The organism is Subtercola boreus, from assembly GCF_006716115.1.
In the GTDB taxonomy this organism is placed as follows: domain Bacteria; phylum Actinomycetota; class Actinomycetes; order Actinomycetales; family Microbacteriaceae; genus Subtercola; species Subtercola boreus.
This window is the reverse complement of the sequence record NZ_VFOO01000001.1, coordinates 964784-978774: the sequence shown is the minus strand read 5'-3', so window position 1 is coordinate 978774 and position 13991 is coordinate 964784. Positions and strand designations below refer to the sequence as shown.

Annotated in this window: 12 protein-coding genes; 6 read left to right on the top strand and 6 right to left on the bottom strand. The window is 68.6% G+C overall.

Annotated elements, in window-relative coordinates:
* Positions 1-23 precede the first annotated feature (23 nt).
* The 4 genes from FB464_RS04545 to FB464_RS04530 all read left to right on the top strand — a co-directional run bounded on the left by FB464_RS04545 (position 24) and on the right by FB464_RS04530 (position 3978).
* Positions 24-1091: an isopenicillin N synthase family dioxygenase gene (locus FB464_RS04545; protein WP_116414909.1), complete on the top strand. Its 1068-nt coding sequence runs from the start codon at positions 24-26 to the stop codon at positions 1089-1091.
* Positions 1088-1453 (top strand): GNAT family N-acetyltransferase, encoded by a 366-nt coding sequence (locus tag FB464_RS04540; protein ID WP_116414910.1) that lies wholly within the window; start codon positions 1088-1090, stop codon positions 1451-1453. Before FB464_RS04545 ends, FB464_RS04540 begins: the two co-directional genes overlap by 4 nt.
* Positions 1450-2790 carry an MFS transporter gene (locus tag FB464_RS04535; RefSeq protein WP_246092932.1) on the top strand — a complete coding sequence of 447 codons (1341 nt, stop codon included), beginning with the start codon at positions 1450-1452 and terminating at the stop codon, positions 2788-2790. Before FB464_RS04540 ends, FB464_RS04535 begins: the two co-directional genes overlap by 4 nt.
* Before the next feature lie 111 nt (positions 2791-2901).
* Positions 2902-3978, top strand: a complete 1077-nt coding sequence (locus tag FB464_RS04530) for a fatty acid desaturase family protein (protein ID WP_116414911.1) — start codon at positions 2902-2904, stop codon at positions 3976-3978.
* A 19-nt stretch (positions 3979-3997) separates the two neighbouring features.
* On the opposite strand, the gene FB464_RS04525 is transcribed toward FB464_RS04530, so the two are convergent.
* The 3 genes from FB464_RS04525 to FB464_RS04515 form a co-directional block, all read right to left on the bottom strand.
* Complete coding sequence (locus FB464_RS04525) at positions 3998-4369, bottom strand: FKBP-type peptidyl-prolyl cis-trans isomerase (RefSeq protein WP_116414912.1); 372 nt, start codon at positions 4367-4369, stop codon at positions 3998-4000.
* Between the two features lie 4 nt (positions 4370-4373).
* On the bottom strand, positions 4374-6644 hold the full coding sequence (locus FB464_RS04520) for a HelD family protein (RefSeq protein ID WP_116414913.1): 2271 nt from the start codon (positions 6642-6644) through the stop codon (positions 4374-4376).
* A gap of 70 nt (positions 6645-6714) precedes the next feature.
* On the bottom strand, positions 6715-7890 hold the full coding sequence (locus tag FB464_RS04515) for a PrsW family intramembrane metalloprotease (protein ID WP_116416593.1): 1176 nt from the start codon (positions 7888-7890) through the stop codon (positions 6715-6717).
* 80 nt (positions 7891-7970) lie between these two features.
* Here FB464_RS04515 and FB464_RS04510 point away from each other — a divergent pair, with 80 nt between their 5' ends.
* Positions 7971-8453, top strand: coding sequence for a DUF6328 family protein (locus tag FB464_RS04510; RefSeq protein ID WP_116414914.1), 483 nt, complete (start codon positions 7971-7973; stop codon positions 8451-8453).
* Positions 8450-9589, top strand: a complete 1140-nt coding sequence (locus FB464_RS04505; protein WP_116414915.1) for a YihY/virulence factor BrkB family protein — start codon at positions 8450-8452, stop codon at positions 9587-9589. Before FB464_RS04510 ends, FB464_RS04505 begins: the two co-directional genes overlap by 4 nt.
* Here the strand turns inward: FB464_RS04505 and FB464_RS04500 are convergent.
* The 3 genes from FB464_RS04500 to FB464_RS04490 are packed head-to-tail and all read right to left on the bottom strand — an operon-like array spanning position 9586 to position 13988.
* Positions 9586-11079, bottom strand: coding sequence for an aspartate ammonia-lyase (locus tag FB464_RS04500; protein WP_116416594.1), 1494 nt, complete (start codon positions 11077-11079; stop codon positions 9586-9588). The genes FB464_RS04505 and FB464_RS04500 overlap by 4 nt on opposite strands.
* 28 nt (positions 11080-11107) lie before the next feature.
* Positions 11108-12514, bottom strand: a complete 1407-nt coding sequence (locus FB464_RS04495) for an aldehyde dehydrogenase family protein (RefSeq protein WP_116416595.1) — start codon at positions 12512-12514, stop codon at positions 11108-11110.
* Between the two features lie 19 nt (positions 12515-12533).
* On the bottom strand, positions 12534-13988 hold the full coding sequence (locus tag FB464_RS04490) for a carboxylesterase/lipase family protein (protein WP_116414916.1): 1455 nt from the start codon (positions 13986-13988) through the stop codon (positions 12534-12536).
* Between the last annotated feature and the right edge of the window lie 3 nt (positions 13989-13991).

Sequence of the window (13991 nt, the reverse complement as noted above, 5' to 3'; positions counted from 1 at the left end):
AACATCGACGTTATCGTTGATGCATGTCAATCACCACGCCGACACCCTCTTCTCTCGCGTTCGGCCAGAGCGAGCTGCGGCTCCCTGTTCTCGACCTCTCCCGACTCCAGGGCGGCGACGCCGAGGCGGAAGCCTTCCGCTCGGAACTCCGGCAGGCCACGCACGATTTCGGCTTCTTCTACCTGACCGGCCACGGCGTGCCGCAGCCCCTCATCGACAGGGTCATCGGCACCGCGCGGGCGTTCTTCGCCCTGCCCGAGGCCGACAAGCTCGCGATCGAGAACCTACAGAGCCCCCAGTTCCGCGGCTACACCCGGGTCGGCGGCGAGCTGACCCAGGGCAGGGTCGACTGGCGCGAACAGATCGACATCGGCGCCGAGAGGGAGCCAGTCGCCCGCGGCGAGGGTGTGGCCGACTACTGGCGCCTCGAAGGCCCGAACCAGTGGCCGGATGCCCTGCCGGAGCTCCGCGAGGTGATGACCGAGTGGCGCGACACTCTCACCGAGGTCGCCCTGACACTGCTCCGCGCCTGGGCGGTCTCGCTCGGCTCCCCCGCCGACATCTTCGACGAGGCGTTCGCCGACCGGCCCTTCCCGCTCATCAAGATCGTGCGCTACCCGGGCAAGAGCGACCCGGAGCCCAAGCAGGGCGTCGGCGCACACAAGGACTCGGGTGTTCTGACCCTGCTCTTCGTCGAAGACGGCAAGGCGGGCCTCCAGGTCGAGAAGGACGGCGAGTGGATCGACGCTCCCCCGCTCTCCGGAACGTTCGTCGTGAACATCGGCGAGCTGCTCGAAGTGGCCACCGACGGCTACCTGAAGGCCACCGTGCACCGGGTCATCTCGCCCCGCATCGGCGACGATCGCATCTCGATCCCCTTCTTCTTCAGCCCGGCCCTCGACGCGAAGGTGCCGGCCCTCGTGCTGCCGGAGGAGTTGGCCCGGGATGCCGCGGGTGTGACCCTCGACCCCGCGAACCCGATCTACAAGACGTACGGCGAGAACGCGTTGAAGTCGAGGCTGCGGGCGCATCCGGATGTCGCTTCCCTCCACCACGGCGACCTGGTCGGCGAGGCCGGGGGCGCTTCATGACCGACCAGACGGGCGACTCCGGACAGACGGGCGACTCCGGACCGGAGCCGACCGGCAACACGGTCGACGTGCGGGACAACCCGGGCGAGCAGCGCTTCGAGGCCTGGTTCGGCGGTGAGCTGGCCGGCATCGCGTTCTACCAGCTGCAGGCGGGCCAGCTCACCTTCACCCACACCGAGGTGCAGCCCGGGTTCGAGGGGCACGGCATCGGCGGAGCCCTGGCTAACGGTGCGCTGACGGCGGCCCGGGCATCCGGTGCACCCGTCGTTCCGCTCTGCCCGTTCATCGCCGACTACATCCGCAAGCACCCCGCCTTCCTCGATCTCGTCCCCGGACCGGTGCAGAAGCGCCTCGAGCTGTGAGCGAGGCCCCCCAGAAGCCTGCAACCGACAAGGTGGAACCCACCCGCAGCCGCTTCGTCGACCTCACGCCGCTGAAGCGGAGTCCCGCCTTCGCCAGGCTCTGGGGCGGGGCCGCGATCTCCGGGATCGGCGGCCAGATGACGATCGTCGCGGTCGGGCTGCACATCTACGAGATCACCCAGTCCACCTTCGCCGTCTCGCTCGTCGGCATCATCGCGCTCGTGCCGATGATCGTCTTCGGGCTCTACGGCGGTATCCTCGCCGACTCGTTCGACCGGCGACTCGTCGCCCTGGTGGCCGGGATCGTGGCCTGGGCGTCGACAGCTGTGCTGGCCTCGCTCGCCTGGCTCCGGGTCGATGTGGTCTGGCCGTTCTACCTCCTCGCGACGGTCATCGCGGTCGCGGCTGTGGTGATCGGGTCGACCCGCCAGTCGATCGTGCCGCGGCTGTTGCCGAAGGAACTGCTTCCGGCAGCGTCGGCGCTGAACGGAATCAGCGTGGGCGCCCAGATCACGATCGGCCCCGCCCTCGCTGGCGTGCTCGTCGCCACGGTCGGCTTCCAATGGACCTACACGGTCGACGTGGTGCTCTTCGTGGCAGCGTTCTCGGGCATCGTCTCCCTGCCGAAGATCGTGCCGGAGGGCGACCTGAAACGTCCCGGCTTCGCCTCCCTGGTGGACGGCATGCGGTTCCTCAGGAGCGCGCCGAACGTGCGGATGACCTTCATCCTCGACATCATCGCGATGACGTTCGGGCAGCCCCGGGTGCTGTTCCCGGCGGTGGGCGCCGTACTTCTCGGGGGCGGGGCCATCACCGTGGGCATCCTCACCGCTGCTGCGGCCATCGGTGCCCTGTTCAGCAGCATCCTCTCCGGCCGGCTCGGCCATGTGCGCTGGCAGGGCCGGGCCGTGGGCAGTGCGATCACCGTGTACGGCTTGTTCATCGCCGGGTTCGGGCTCGTTCTCCTGGTCTCCTCCGGCAGCGGTCTGCACGGCATCACCGAGTCGATCGGAGACGCGAATCTGCCGGCCCTCGCCATCGCGGCCGTGATGCTCGCGGGCTCGGGCGCTGCCGACAACGTGAGTTCGATCTTCCGCAACACGATCCTGCAGGCGGCTGTGCCCGACGGGATGCGCGGGCGGATCCAGGGCGTCTTCATGGTTGTGGTGACGGGTGGGCCGCGGCTCGGGGACGCCTACATCGGCATCCTCTCGGCCTTCGCCTTCCTCTGGGTGCCGCCCCTGATGGGTGGCGTGTTCATCGTGGTGCTGGTGTCGGCCATCGTTCGTGGCAACAAGCGGTTCCGCCACTACGACGCGTTGGCACCCACCCCGTGAGCCGGAGCCCACACCCGATGCCGTGAGCCGGTTGCCGTGGGCTAGGGTGAGACCATCTGCGGGCGTTCGCCCACTCTCTGGCTGCGAAGTCGACCTGACAACAGGGACTTCATGGCCGAGCTCCGCATCATTCGCACCCGCCCGGGCGGCGACGCCCGTACCACCACCTCCGCGTACTCCGCGCTGCTGCAGACGGTGAAGAACCTCGGGCTGCTGCGGCGGAGGACCGGTTTCTACTGGGGCGTCTTCGCCCTCCTGGTGGGCGCGATGGCCGGAACCTGGATCGCGTTCGCGCTCCTCGGCGACTCGTGGTTCCAACTGGTCGTGGCCGGGGTACTCGGCATCCTGCTGACGCAGTTCGCGTTCCTCGCCCATGAAGCCTCGCACCGGCAGGTGTTCGAATCGGGGAAGGCCAACGATCGCGCGGGCCGGATCCTCGCCTCCGGCATCGTCGGCATCAGCTACTCGTGGTGGATGAACAAGCACTCCCGGCATCACGCCCAGCCCAATGTGATCGGCAAGGATCCCGACATCGAGCGCGACTTCGTCTCGTTCAAGGAGGAGGATGCGGCGACCACCCGCGGCATCCACCGCTGGCTGACGCGTCGCCAGGGCTACCTGTTCTTCCCGGTTCTCGTGCTCGAAGGCCTGAACCTGCACCAGCACGCTCTGCAGACCGTCTTCGGCCGCGGCGCGGTCGACAAGCGCTGGCTCGAGATCACGCTGCTGGGTGTCCGCCTGATCGGCTACCTCGCCGTATTGTTCCTCTGCCTGCCGCTCGGCCTGGCCTTCGCCTTCGTCGGCGTGCAGCTGGCCGTGTTCGGCGTGTACATGGGGGCATCGTTCGCCCCGAATCACAAGGGCATGCCCGTGCTCCCCCGGGACAGCCGGGTCGACTTCCTCAGCCGCCAGGTGCTGACCAGCCGCAACATCCGCGGCGGGTGGAGCATGGACACGTTCATGGGCGGGCTCAACCACCAGGTCGAACACCATCTCTTTCCGAACATGCCGAGACCGGCCCTGAAGCAGGCCGGCGAGATCGTGCGGGACTACTGCGAGACGAACGGCATCCTCTACACCGAGACATCGCTCACGGAGTCGTACGGCATCGTGGTGCGCTACCTCAACGAAGTGGGGCTCGCCGCCCGGGATCCTTTCGACTGCCCGATGGCGGCGAGCCTCCGCTGAAGCGGTTGGTGCTGAACTTCTAGCTGACGCCCTTGAGGTCGATCACGAAGATCAGGGTGCGGCCGGAGAGGGCGTGCCCGCCACCCGCGGCACCGTAGGCCAGAGCGGGCGGAACGGTGAGCTTGCGGCGGCCGCCGACCTTCATGCCGGGGATGCCCTGCTGCCAGCCGGCGATCAGCTGGCGGAGCGGGAAGTTGATCGACGTTCCGCGGCTCCACGACGAGTCGAACTCGTCGCCGGATTCGTAGTCGACACCGAGGTAGTGCACATCGACCGTCGACCCGGCGGTGGCTTCGGGGCCGTCGCCTTCGACGATGTCGAGGATTTCGAGGCCCTCGGGGGCGGGGCCTTCGGGGGCGTCGAGTTCTGGCTTGGTGGTGAGATCTGTCATAGCTCTATCCAACCACGTCAGGTTCGATCACGAAGGTCAGCCGTTGGGTCGGGCGGGTCATCGCCACGTAGAGCGCTGACGCGCCGCGCGGGATGTCGGTGAGGATTCCCTCGGGATCCACGATCACGACCGAGTCGAATTCGAGCCCCTTGGCCTCCTGGGGTGTCATCACCGCGACCTGGCGTGTCAGCCCCGCCGCACCCAGCCCGACCTCGCCCGGCAGGGCGGCACTGAGCGTCTCGAACGTGCGCTGCAGGATGCCCGGCAGCACGATGACGCCCGTGGTGCCGAGCGACGCGATCTGCCGGTCGGCCCGTACAGCCTCGAGCGTCGAGTGCACCGTCGTGATCGGCCACTCGCTCTCCCGCACGGAGGTCGAGCGGGTCACCGGCAGTCCGCGCCGCTCGGCCATCTCCTGTGCGGCTTCCGCGATCTGCGTCGGTGTGCGGTAGTTCACCGTGAGCTCCTCGAGCCGCCAGCCCTCCCCCCGCTTGGCGCGGCCCACGAGCGGGGCGACGGCCTCGTTCCAGCTGCGCGCGCTCGACGCCGCGCTGGCCTGCGCGATGTCACCGACGATCGTGAACGAGCGGAGCGGCCCACGCCGGCGGAGCAACCGCCACTGCATCGGCGAGAGCTCCTGCGCCTCGTCGACCACGATGTGGCCGTAGGTCCAGGTGCGGTCGGCCGCAGCCCGCTCGGCGGTGGTTGCGCGGGAGGCCTGCTCGGCGAAGGTGTCGGCGAGGTCCTCGGCGTGCACGAGCCCTTCGACATCCATGTTCCGGATGGCGTTCTCCGCGTTCTCGACGTCGCGCTTCCGCTGCTTCTTGGCCTCGCGGTCGACGGCTGCGTTCCGTTCGTTGTGCTCGCCGAGGTGCTCTGCGGCCTCGTCGAGAAGAGGCACGTCGGAGACCGTGAACGGTGCATCGCGGTCGCGGCGGAGCAGTGCGCGTTTCTCCGGGCTCCAGCTCGGAGTCAGCTCGGCGAGCCACTGCGGGCGGGCATACAGGTCCTGGAGGAGCTTCTGCGGGGTCAGCGGGATCCACGCCGTGTTCAGCGCAACACGCACGTCGTACGCCGAGCGGAGGTCTTCTCGCAGCATCCCGTAGTCATCTTCGTCGACCGTGTTCCCGTGCGAGCGGAGCTGCGCGGCCAGGGCCCGGGTGAGGTCGTTGAGAGCGGTCTTCACGAAGGTCACCCGCGCCTCGTTGTAGGGCTTCCGGCTCTCATGGGCACGGTTGATGGCGTTGGCGATCACCTGGGGTTCGAGCGTCAGCGGCTCGCCGTTCACGTCGAGCACCTGCGATTCGGCCGGCACCCGTTGGCGGGAACGGATGGCGCGCTCGACCAGCGCGGCCATCTCGGTGGCGCCCTTCACCACGGCGACCTCCGGAACGTCTTCGGCGGTCGCATCGACACCCGGGTAGAGCTGTCCGACGCTCGCCAGCACGACACCGGTCTCGCCGAGGCTCGGCAGCACGGCCTCGATGTACTGGAGGAACGCTCGCGAGGGGCCGACGACGAGTACCCCCGACGAACGCAGGCGGTCGCGGAACGAGTAGAGCAGGTATGCGGCGCGGTGCAGCGCCACGGCCGTCTTGCCGGTGCCCGGGCCCCCCTGCACGACCAGCACGCCGGGCAGTTCGGAGCGGATGATGCGATCCTGTTCGGCCTGGATGGTCGCGACGATGTCGTGCATCCGTCCGGTGCGCTCAGCCGAGAGCGAGGCCATCAGGGCGCCCTCGCCCTGCAGCGTGCTGGCCTCGGCGTCGGTGATCGAGGCGCCGTCGAAGATCTCGTCCTCGATCTTCACGATCTTGCGGCCCCGGCTGAGCAGGTGACGCCGGGAACGGATGCCCATCGGTGTCGCCGCGGTGGCCTGGTAGAAGGGGCCCGCCTGCGGCACGCGCCAGTCGAGCAGGATCGGCTTCAGGTTCTCGTCCCGCAGACCGATGCGGCCGATGTAGCGGTAGGGCGACTCGTCGGCGTCGGCGTCGGCGTCTGCGTTGGATTCGGCGTCAGGGGCTGCGGATGTGTCGGGCTGCGCGGCCTCCAGCCTGCCGAACGCCAGCCGTTCGTCCACTTCGTTGAGCTGTACGATGCGATCTTCGAACACCCGGGCGAACGCGTCGCGCTCCGAGCGGCTCTGGTGATTGCCCCCCACGTCCTGGCGGTGCACCCGTTCGAGCTGCCGCTGGGCATCCGATCGCAGGTCGTCGAGCCGCGCATACAGCTTCGCAACGTAGTCGCGTTCTCGATCAAGTTCGGAAGAAACCAACGTGTGTACCCCTCAGAAATCCGGCACACAATTCTAGCCCGGAGCGGATGGGTGCCCGGCCCACCCGGCCTCAGCCGAGCAGCGCCGCCCGGTCGCCGGCCACCGCCCGGAGCAACTCGGCCTCCTGCCGTGTCGCGCCGACACGGTCGCGCCCGGTGAGGAGCCGCTGGCGGGTGAAGGCCAGAGTCGTCGAATCGTGGATGAACGCCCGCATCTCTCGCGTCTTCGGAACCGGCTGCCGGCGGGCCCAGGCGATCGCTGACCGCCGACCGCTGCCGGTCGAGAGCATGTCGACCTCTGCAGGCACGTACCAGCCCACGGCCTGGTACTCGGTGAGCCGGGCACGCGTGAGCCGGGCCTCCGCGCGCCGGAGCAGCACGACCCCGACGATCGCCAGGGCGAACAGCGGCACCTGGATGACCGCGTACGCGAACAGGAACCCCTCGATGCCCTCGGCGACGACGGTGGTGCCGTTCCAGAGGGCGTGCAGGAGCATTGCGCAGAACAGCCCGAGGAGGAACAGCCCCGTCGTCCGCCAGAACCCCCGCCGACGCGCGGCGAAACCGAGCGCGATGCCGGTGCAGGCCGTGAACATCACATGCGCGAACGGGCCCATGATGCCGCGGAGCGCGAACGTGATGCCGAGGGAGACTCCCCCGCCCTCGACGAGCGAGGACCCGAAATAGAGGATGTTCTCGACGAACGCGAAGCCACCGGCGACCGTGGCGGCGTAGACGAGCCCGTCGACCGGACCGTCGAACGTGCGCCGCAGCACCAGGAAGATGAGCAGCACCCCGAGCCCCTTGGCGCTCTCCTCCACCAGCGGCGCCTGGATCACCGCGCCGAACGTGTCATCCGGAACGGCCTGCCCGTCGCTGGCCACGTACACGAGGATCTGCACCCCCGCGTCCACCAGGAGGGCGAGGGCGACGGATGCCGCGGCCCCCCAGAGGAACGCGAACCAGAGGGCGGGCCGCGGTTCCGGCTCCCAGCGGTCGATGAGACGCACGACCAGCAGCACCACGGTCAGCGGCACCAGAGCGAGGATGCCGCAGATGAGCGACGCAACCGGGCCCACGGCCAGCACCACGTAACCGATCACCAGCAGGAAGACGAACCCCAGCACGCAGATCGCGTTGACTCCGAACACGAAACCCGTGCTGACCGGCTTCTTCGGCGTCGGTGCCGACCACACGGGCGCGAGCTCCCCCGCGGCGGGGGACATCGGGGTGGGCAGTGTCGTCATGATCATTCCTCAGGTCGGCCTGGTCCGAGCCTACCGGGACGGTGCCGGTCGCACGACCCGTTGACGGCTAAAATCGCAGGATGAGCGACGAACAGGGCCGACCCGAATCGGAGACGACCAAGCTCGAACGCAACTGGACCGAGCTGCTCCAGGAACTGCGCGTCATCCAGACCGGCACCCAGATCCTCACCGGCTTCCTGCTCACCCTTCCGTTCCAGGCACGGTTCCCGATGCTGACGACATTCCAGTCGACGCTCTACCTCTGCCTCGTCGTCGGTGCGGCCCTCGCCACCGCCCTCGCGCTCGCGCCGGTGAGCGTGCACCGCACCCTCTTCCGGCACGGCGCCAAACAGCAGATCGTGAACACCGGCAACCGCCTGGCGATCGTCACCCTGGCGGTGGTGGCCGTCGTGCTCACAGGAACGGTGACCTTCATCTTCGACGTGGTGGTCGGCGACACGGCCGCGCTGGTGGTCGGTATCGCGGCCCTGGTCGTGCTCGGGGGCCTCTGGGTGGCACTGCCCCTCAGCGTGCGACCGCGGAAGACGTCGGGGCGCGCATGACCGCCGATGACGACGTCCTGAACCCCCTCGCCGGCCTCACCAAGCCCGGGCTCCGCGAACGCGGCAGCCACGCGGAATATCGGGAACTCGACCGGCACGCGCTGCTCTACGCCGCCCGGCGCACCTACCACGGGTTCATCCTGCACCGGGGAATCGATTCGGGTGCCGCACTGACGTTCTACTCCGCCCTCGCCCTCTTCCCCTCGATGCTCGCCATCGTGTCGATCGTCAGCCTGCTCGACCCGGACGGCGACGTGGTGAAGGTGATCCTGAGCGTCATCGACTCGTTCCTGCCTGAGGCGACCCTCGCGACCACCCGGCTGGCCCTCGAGCAGTTCACCCAGACACCCGACCCCGTGATCCCCCTCATCGCCGGGGTCGCCCTGACGATCTGGACGGTCGCGAGCTACGCCACGGCGTTCGGGCGCATGGTGAACAACGTCTACGAGATCGAGGAGGGCCGCCGGTTCTTCAAACTGCGCATCCTGATGCTCGTCGAGTCGCTCGCCCTGATCGTGATGCTCTTCGTGATCGCCATCACGGTGATCATCACTCCCGATGTGGCCCGCACGATCGTCAACTCGCTGCACTGGCCGCCGTTCGCAGCCGACATCTGGAACGTGCTGAAGTGGCCTCTGCTCGCCGCCTTCGCGGTGTTCACCGTGATCGTGCTCTACTACGGCACGCCGAACATCCGCCGTCGCCGGGTGCGCTGGCTCTCCCTGGGCGCCGGATTCTCGATCGCCGCCTGGGCCCTGACCACCGCCGGCTACTCGATCTACGTGGCGCACTTCGCTACGTACGACAGGTTCTACGGCGTTCTCGGCGGGGCGATCCTCACCCTGGTCTGGCTCTTCCTCTCCAACCTCGTGCTGGTGGTCGGTGTCGAGGTGGACGCCGAGCTGACCCGCGCCCGGGAGCTCCTCAAGGGGTCGAGGCCGAGCAGAGCATCCCCGTCGTCCCGCGGGACGAGCAGCGGAACGCCATCCTCGCGAAGCGCATGCACCGCGACATCAGCGAGGGCCGCGCCATCCGCGCCCGCGCCATGGAACTCGCCGACCCCGACTACCAGATCTGACCGGTTCGGCTACTCGAGGTCGGGCCACTCGAGGCCGGGCCACTCGAGGTCGGGCTAATCGAGGTCGGGCTCGCCGGGGTTCAGCACCGCTTCGGCATCTGTACTCACCACGGTGCTGATCACTGGGATGGTGCTGGTGATCGTCTCGAGGCCCGAGAGGCGAGCGGGCGAGAGCAGTTTGGTCACGCGTTCACGGGTCATCAGGTCTGCCTCGACGACGAGGTCGGCGATGTTGCGACCGGTCAGCAGGGCCGTCTTCGCCAGGGCCGACGACGCCGAGTAGCCGATGTAGGGCGTCAGGGCGGTGACCACGCCGACGGAGGTCGAGACCAGCCGGTCGAGCCGGTCGACGTTAGCCGTGATGCCGTCCACGCAGTTCACGCGGAGCGTCAGGCAGCCCTGGGTGAGCCAGGCGATGCTCTGCAGGAGCGAGTGCGCGATGACGGGTTCGAAGGCGTTCAGCTGCAACTGGCCACCCTCGGCCGCCATGGTCACGGTGAGGTCGGCGCCCGCAACCGAGAACGCGATCTGGTTCACGACCTCGGGGATGACCGGGTTCACCTTGCCCGGCATGATGCTCGAGCCGGCCTGGCGGGCGGGCAGGTTGATCTCGCCGAAGCCCGCCTGCGGGCCGCTCGAGAGCAGCCGGAGGTCGTTGCAGATCTTCGACAGCTTGATGGCGGAACGCTTCAGGATGCCCGACACCGTCATGAAGACGCCGGCGTCGCTCGTGGCTTCGATGAGGTCGGGGGCCGTGACGTACTCGAATCCGGTCAGCTCCAGGAGGTGCTTCCTGGCGCGCTCCGCATACCTCGGGTCGGCGGTTATGCCCGTGCCGATCGCTGTCGCGCCGAGGTTGATCTCCCAGAGCAGCGGAACCGTCTCGGTCATGCGGGCGTTGTCCTCGCCGAGGGTCGTGGCGAAGCCGTGGAACTCCTGGCCGAGGGTCATCGGCACGGCATCCTGCAGCTGTGTGCGGCCGATCTTCAGCACGTCGTTGAACTCGAGACCCTTCTTCGCGAAGCTGGCGCGCAGGAGTTCGTGCTCGGCGATGAGGTCGTTGAGCCCGAAACCGACCGCGAGCTTCACGGCCGTCGGATAGACATCGTTGGTGCTCTGGCTGCGGTTGACGTCGTCGAGGGGGTGCAGCAGGTCGTAGCGACCCTTCGCCTCGCCCATCAGCTCCAGCGCGATGTTCGCGAGCACTTCGTTCGCGTTCATGTTGGTCGAGGTACCGGCACCGCCCTGGATGACACCGACCACGAATTGGTCGTGGAACGCGCCTGCCCGCACGAGCTTGCACGCTTCGTCGATGAAGCGCGCCTTCTCGGGATCGAGAACACCGAGCTCGGCGTTCGCACGGGCGGCGGCCTGCTTCACGATGACGAGCGCGTCGACCAGGTCGGAGTAGACCGAGATGGGCCGCCTCGAGATGGGGAAGTTCTCGAGCGCGCGGGCGGTGTGGATGCCCCAGTAGGCCTCGAAGGGGATCTCGACCGACCCCAGCGAATCGGTCTCGGTGCGGGTAACGGTCTGGTCTTCGGTGATCTCTGGCACCCGCCCCACAGTACTCGCGCTAGGTCAGCTTTCTGAGGAATCCACGGATGAACGCATCTTTCTTCTGCGTGAAGGGCGGATACACCAGATTGAACGTGTCGGGCTTCAGAATCTTGCTCAGCACCGCCTTCTCGTGGCTGAACACCGCCACGCTCCGCTCCCCGTGGTACGAGCCCATGCCACTCTGGCCGACCCCGCCGAAGGGCAGGTCCGCCACGAGCAGGTGGGCCGCCGGCACGTTGAACGACACGGCACCCGACGAGGTGCGGGTGAGCAGAGCACGACGGGCACGTTTCGAGTTCGTGAAGGCGTAGAGCGCGAGCGGCTTCTCGCCCTCGTTGATGAAGGCGATCGCGTCGGCCAGCGAGTCGGCGGTGACGATCGGCAGCAGGGGCCCGAAGATCTCGGCGGCCATCACCGGGGAGTCCCGGCCGACGCCCGAGAGCACGGTCGGGGCGATGTAGCGGGTGTGGGCATCCGAATCGCCGCCGGTGACGATCCGCTGGCCGTCGGGCAGGTCGGCGAGCAGCCCGGTGAGCCGCTCGAACTGCGCGTCGTTCACGATGCGGCCGTAGCTGTCGCTCTGTGCGGGGTCGGTGCCGTAGAACTCCCGGATGACCGTCGTGAGCAGCGGTTCGAGCCGGCGGGCGATCGCGGCTGTGGTGAGCACGTAGTCGGGCGCCACGCAGGTCTGCCCGGCGTTCATGAACTTGCCCCAGGCCAGCCGGTGCGCCACAGCGTCGAGATCGACGGTGTCATCGATGTATGCCGGGGACTTGCCGCCGAGCTCCAGCGTGACAGGGGTGAGGTTCTTCGCCGCGGCCTCGAGCACGATGCGGCCGACCCGCGCGTTGCCGGTGTAGAAGATGTGGTCGAAGCGCTCGGCGAGCAGCGCTGTCGTCTCGGGCACGCCGCCCTCCACCACTCTCACCGCGCGGTTGTCGAGGTAGCGGGCGAAGAGCCTAGCGAAGACGGCGGATGTCGCCGGCGCGAGTTCGCTCGGTTTCGCGACGACCGCGTTGCCCGCCGCCAGCGCGCCGATGACCGGTACGAGCAGCAGTTGCACCGGATAGTTCCAGGGTGCGATCACCAGTACGACACCGAGCGGCTCCTTGACGGTGTGGGCCGACGACGGCGCGATGAGCAGCGGCGTGCGCACCCGTTTCGGCCGGAGCCACCGGCGGAGATTCGCGATGGTGTAGTCGAGTTCAGCGATCACGAATCCGATCTCGGTGAGCTGCGCCTCGGCGGGGTTCTTCCGGAGGTCTGCCACAAGGGCGGCCTCGATCTCGGCCGTGCGCTCGATGAGCAGCAGCCGCAGGGCCTTCAGCGCCTTCAGGCGCCAGGCGTAGGGCTTCGTGATGCCGCCGTCGAACGCGGAACGCAGGCTGCTGACAGTCTCTGAGGGTGAAGCACCAGTGCTCATGCCCTCATCGTAGAACGGTTCAGGAGCCCGCGACCGAGGTCGTGCGTGCCGCATACCGCGGTGAGAGCGTGAACTTCCGCCCGATCATCCGTTTCGCGTCGAACTCCGGCCAGGTGTCAGCCGGGCTGCCCTCGCGGGCGAACCGTGCCCACTGCTGCTGGATGCCCACGGCGAACTGCTCGAGGTCGCTCCAGACGGCTCCGCCGAGCATCGGCGACCCACGCCAGAACTCCTCGTCGGCCCAGACGAAGGGCAGGTCGATGCAGTGGCAGGCGCCCCAGGGAGTGCCCTTCGGTCGCCAGTCGAAGCGGTAGGTGAACACCCGCGCACCGGCGTCGTCGAGGAGCCGGGCCAGGTCTCTCGCGGGAGCGCCGAACACCCGGCGGGTCAACTCGCCCGAGACGGGCATCGTCGCCGGGCGGAGGGCCGGCGACGCCTGCATCACGCGGAGCGCCGCCACGTTGCCGAGGAACGGAGTGAAATCGTCGCGGGTGTAGCCGATCAGCACGTCGATGGCGGCCGCGCGACGCCGGAGGCGAGATTCGCGCTCAGCTGCCGGCGCAATCGGCCAGACCCCGGGCGTCGGGGCGTACGGCATGCCGACGGTGAGGCGGTCGCCGGTCAGCCCCCGCGGGGCCCGCAGTTGGGCATCGATGAGCTGGTCTGCGCTGGCGTCGGCTGGCGACAGCTCCCCGAGCTCCCTGACCAGCGAGGCACCGAGCTGGGCCGCGATCGCCTCCCGCCCCTTGTTCAGCCCGAGCGGAGCGCTCTGCAGGATGACGCGACCGTAGTACTCGTCGGCCTCGGGGATCGCGAGGAGTTCGACGATCGAGTCGGCGCCGGCGGACTGTCCGAACAGCGTGACCCGGTCGGGGTCGCCGCCGAAGGCCGCGATGTTCTCGTGCACCCAGGCGAGCGCGGCGAGCTGGTCCTGCACGCCGAGGTTGGCCGGGGCGACGCCCTCGATCGGCAGGTAACCGAAGACGCCGAGCCGGTAGTTGATGCCCACGACGATCACGTCGCCGTTCTGCACCAGCCGGCTCGGCTCGTAGATCTCCCCGCCGCCGGAGCCGTTCACATACGCTCCGCCGTGGATCCAGACCATCACCGGGAGCGGTTCGCTCGCGATGCCGGGCCACGCAGGCTCCCCGGGAGCAGCGGGGGCAGTGATGTTCAGGAACAGGCAGTCCTCGCTCATCGGCGGGATGCGCTTCGGCAGGGCGAGCATCACCATGCCGAACCGGGGCTGCGGGCACATCGGGCCATCGGCCAGCGCATCGCGGACGCCCTCCCACGGCTCCTCCGGCTGCGGCGCTTCGAAACGCTCGGCGCGTGCGTAGCGGATGCCGCGGAAGTGCCGGATGCCGCCCTCCACCGAGCCGCGGAGCACGCCCGACGGGGTCGCCACGTCGATGCGCGGTGCGTCATCCGGGGCCGCGGGGAAGCCGGCCTCGAGCGCGGTCTCGTCGGTCATGGC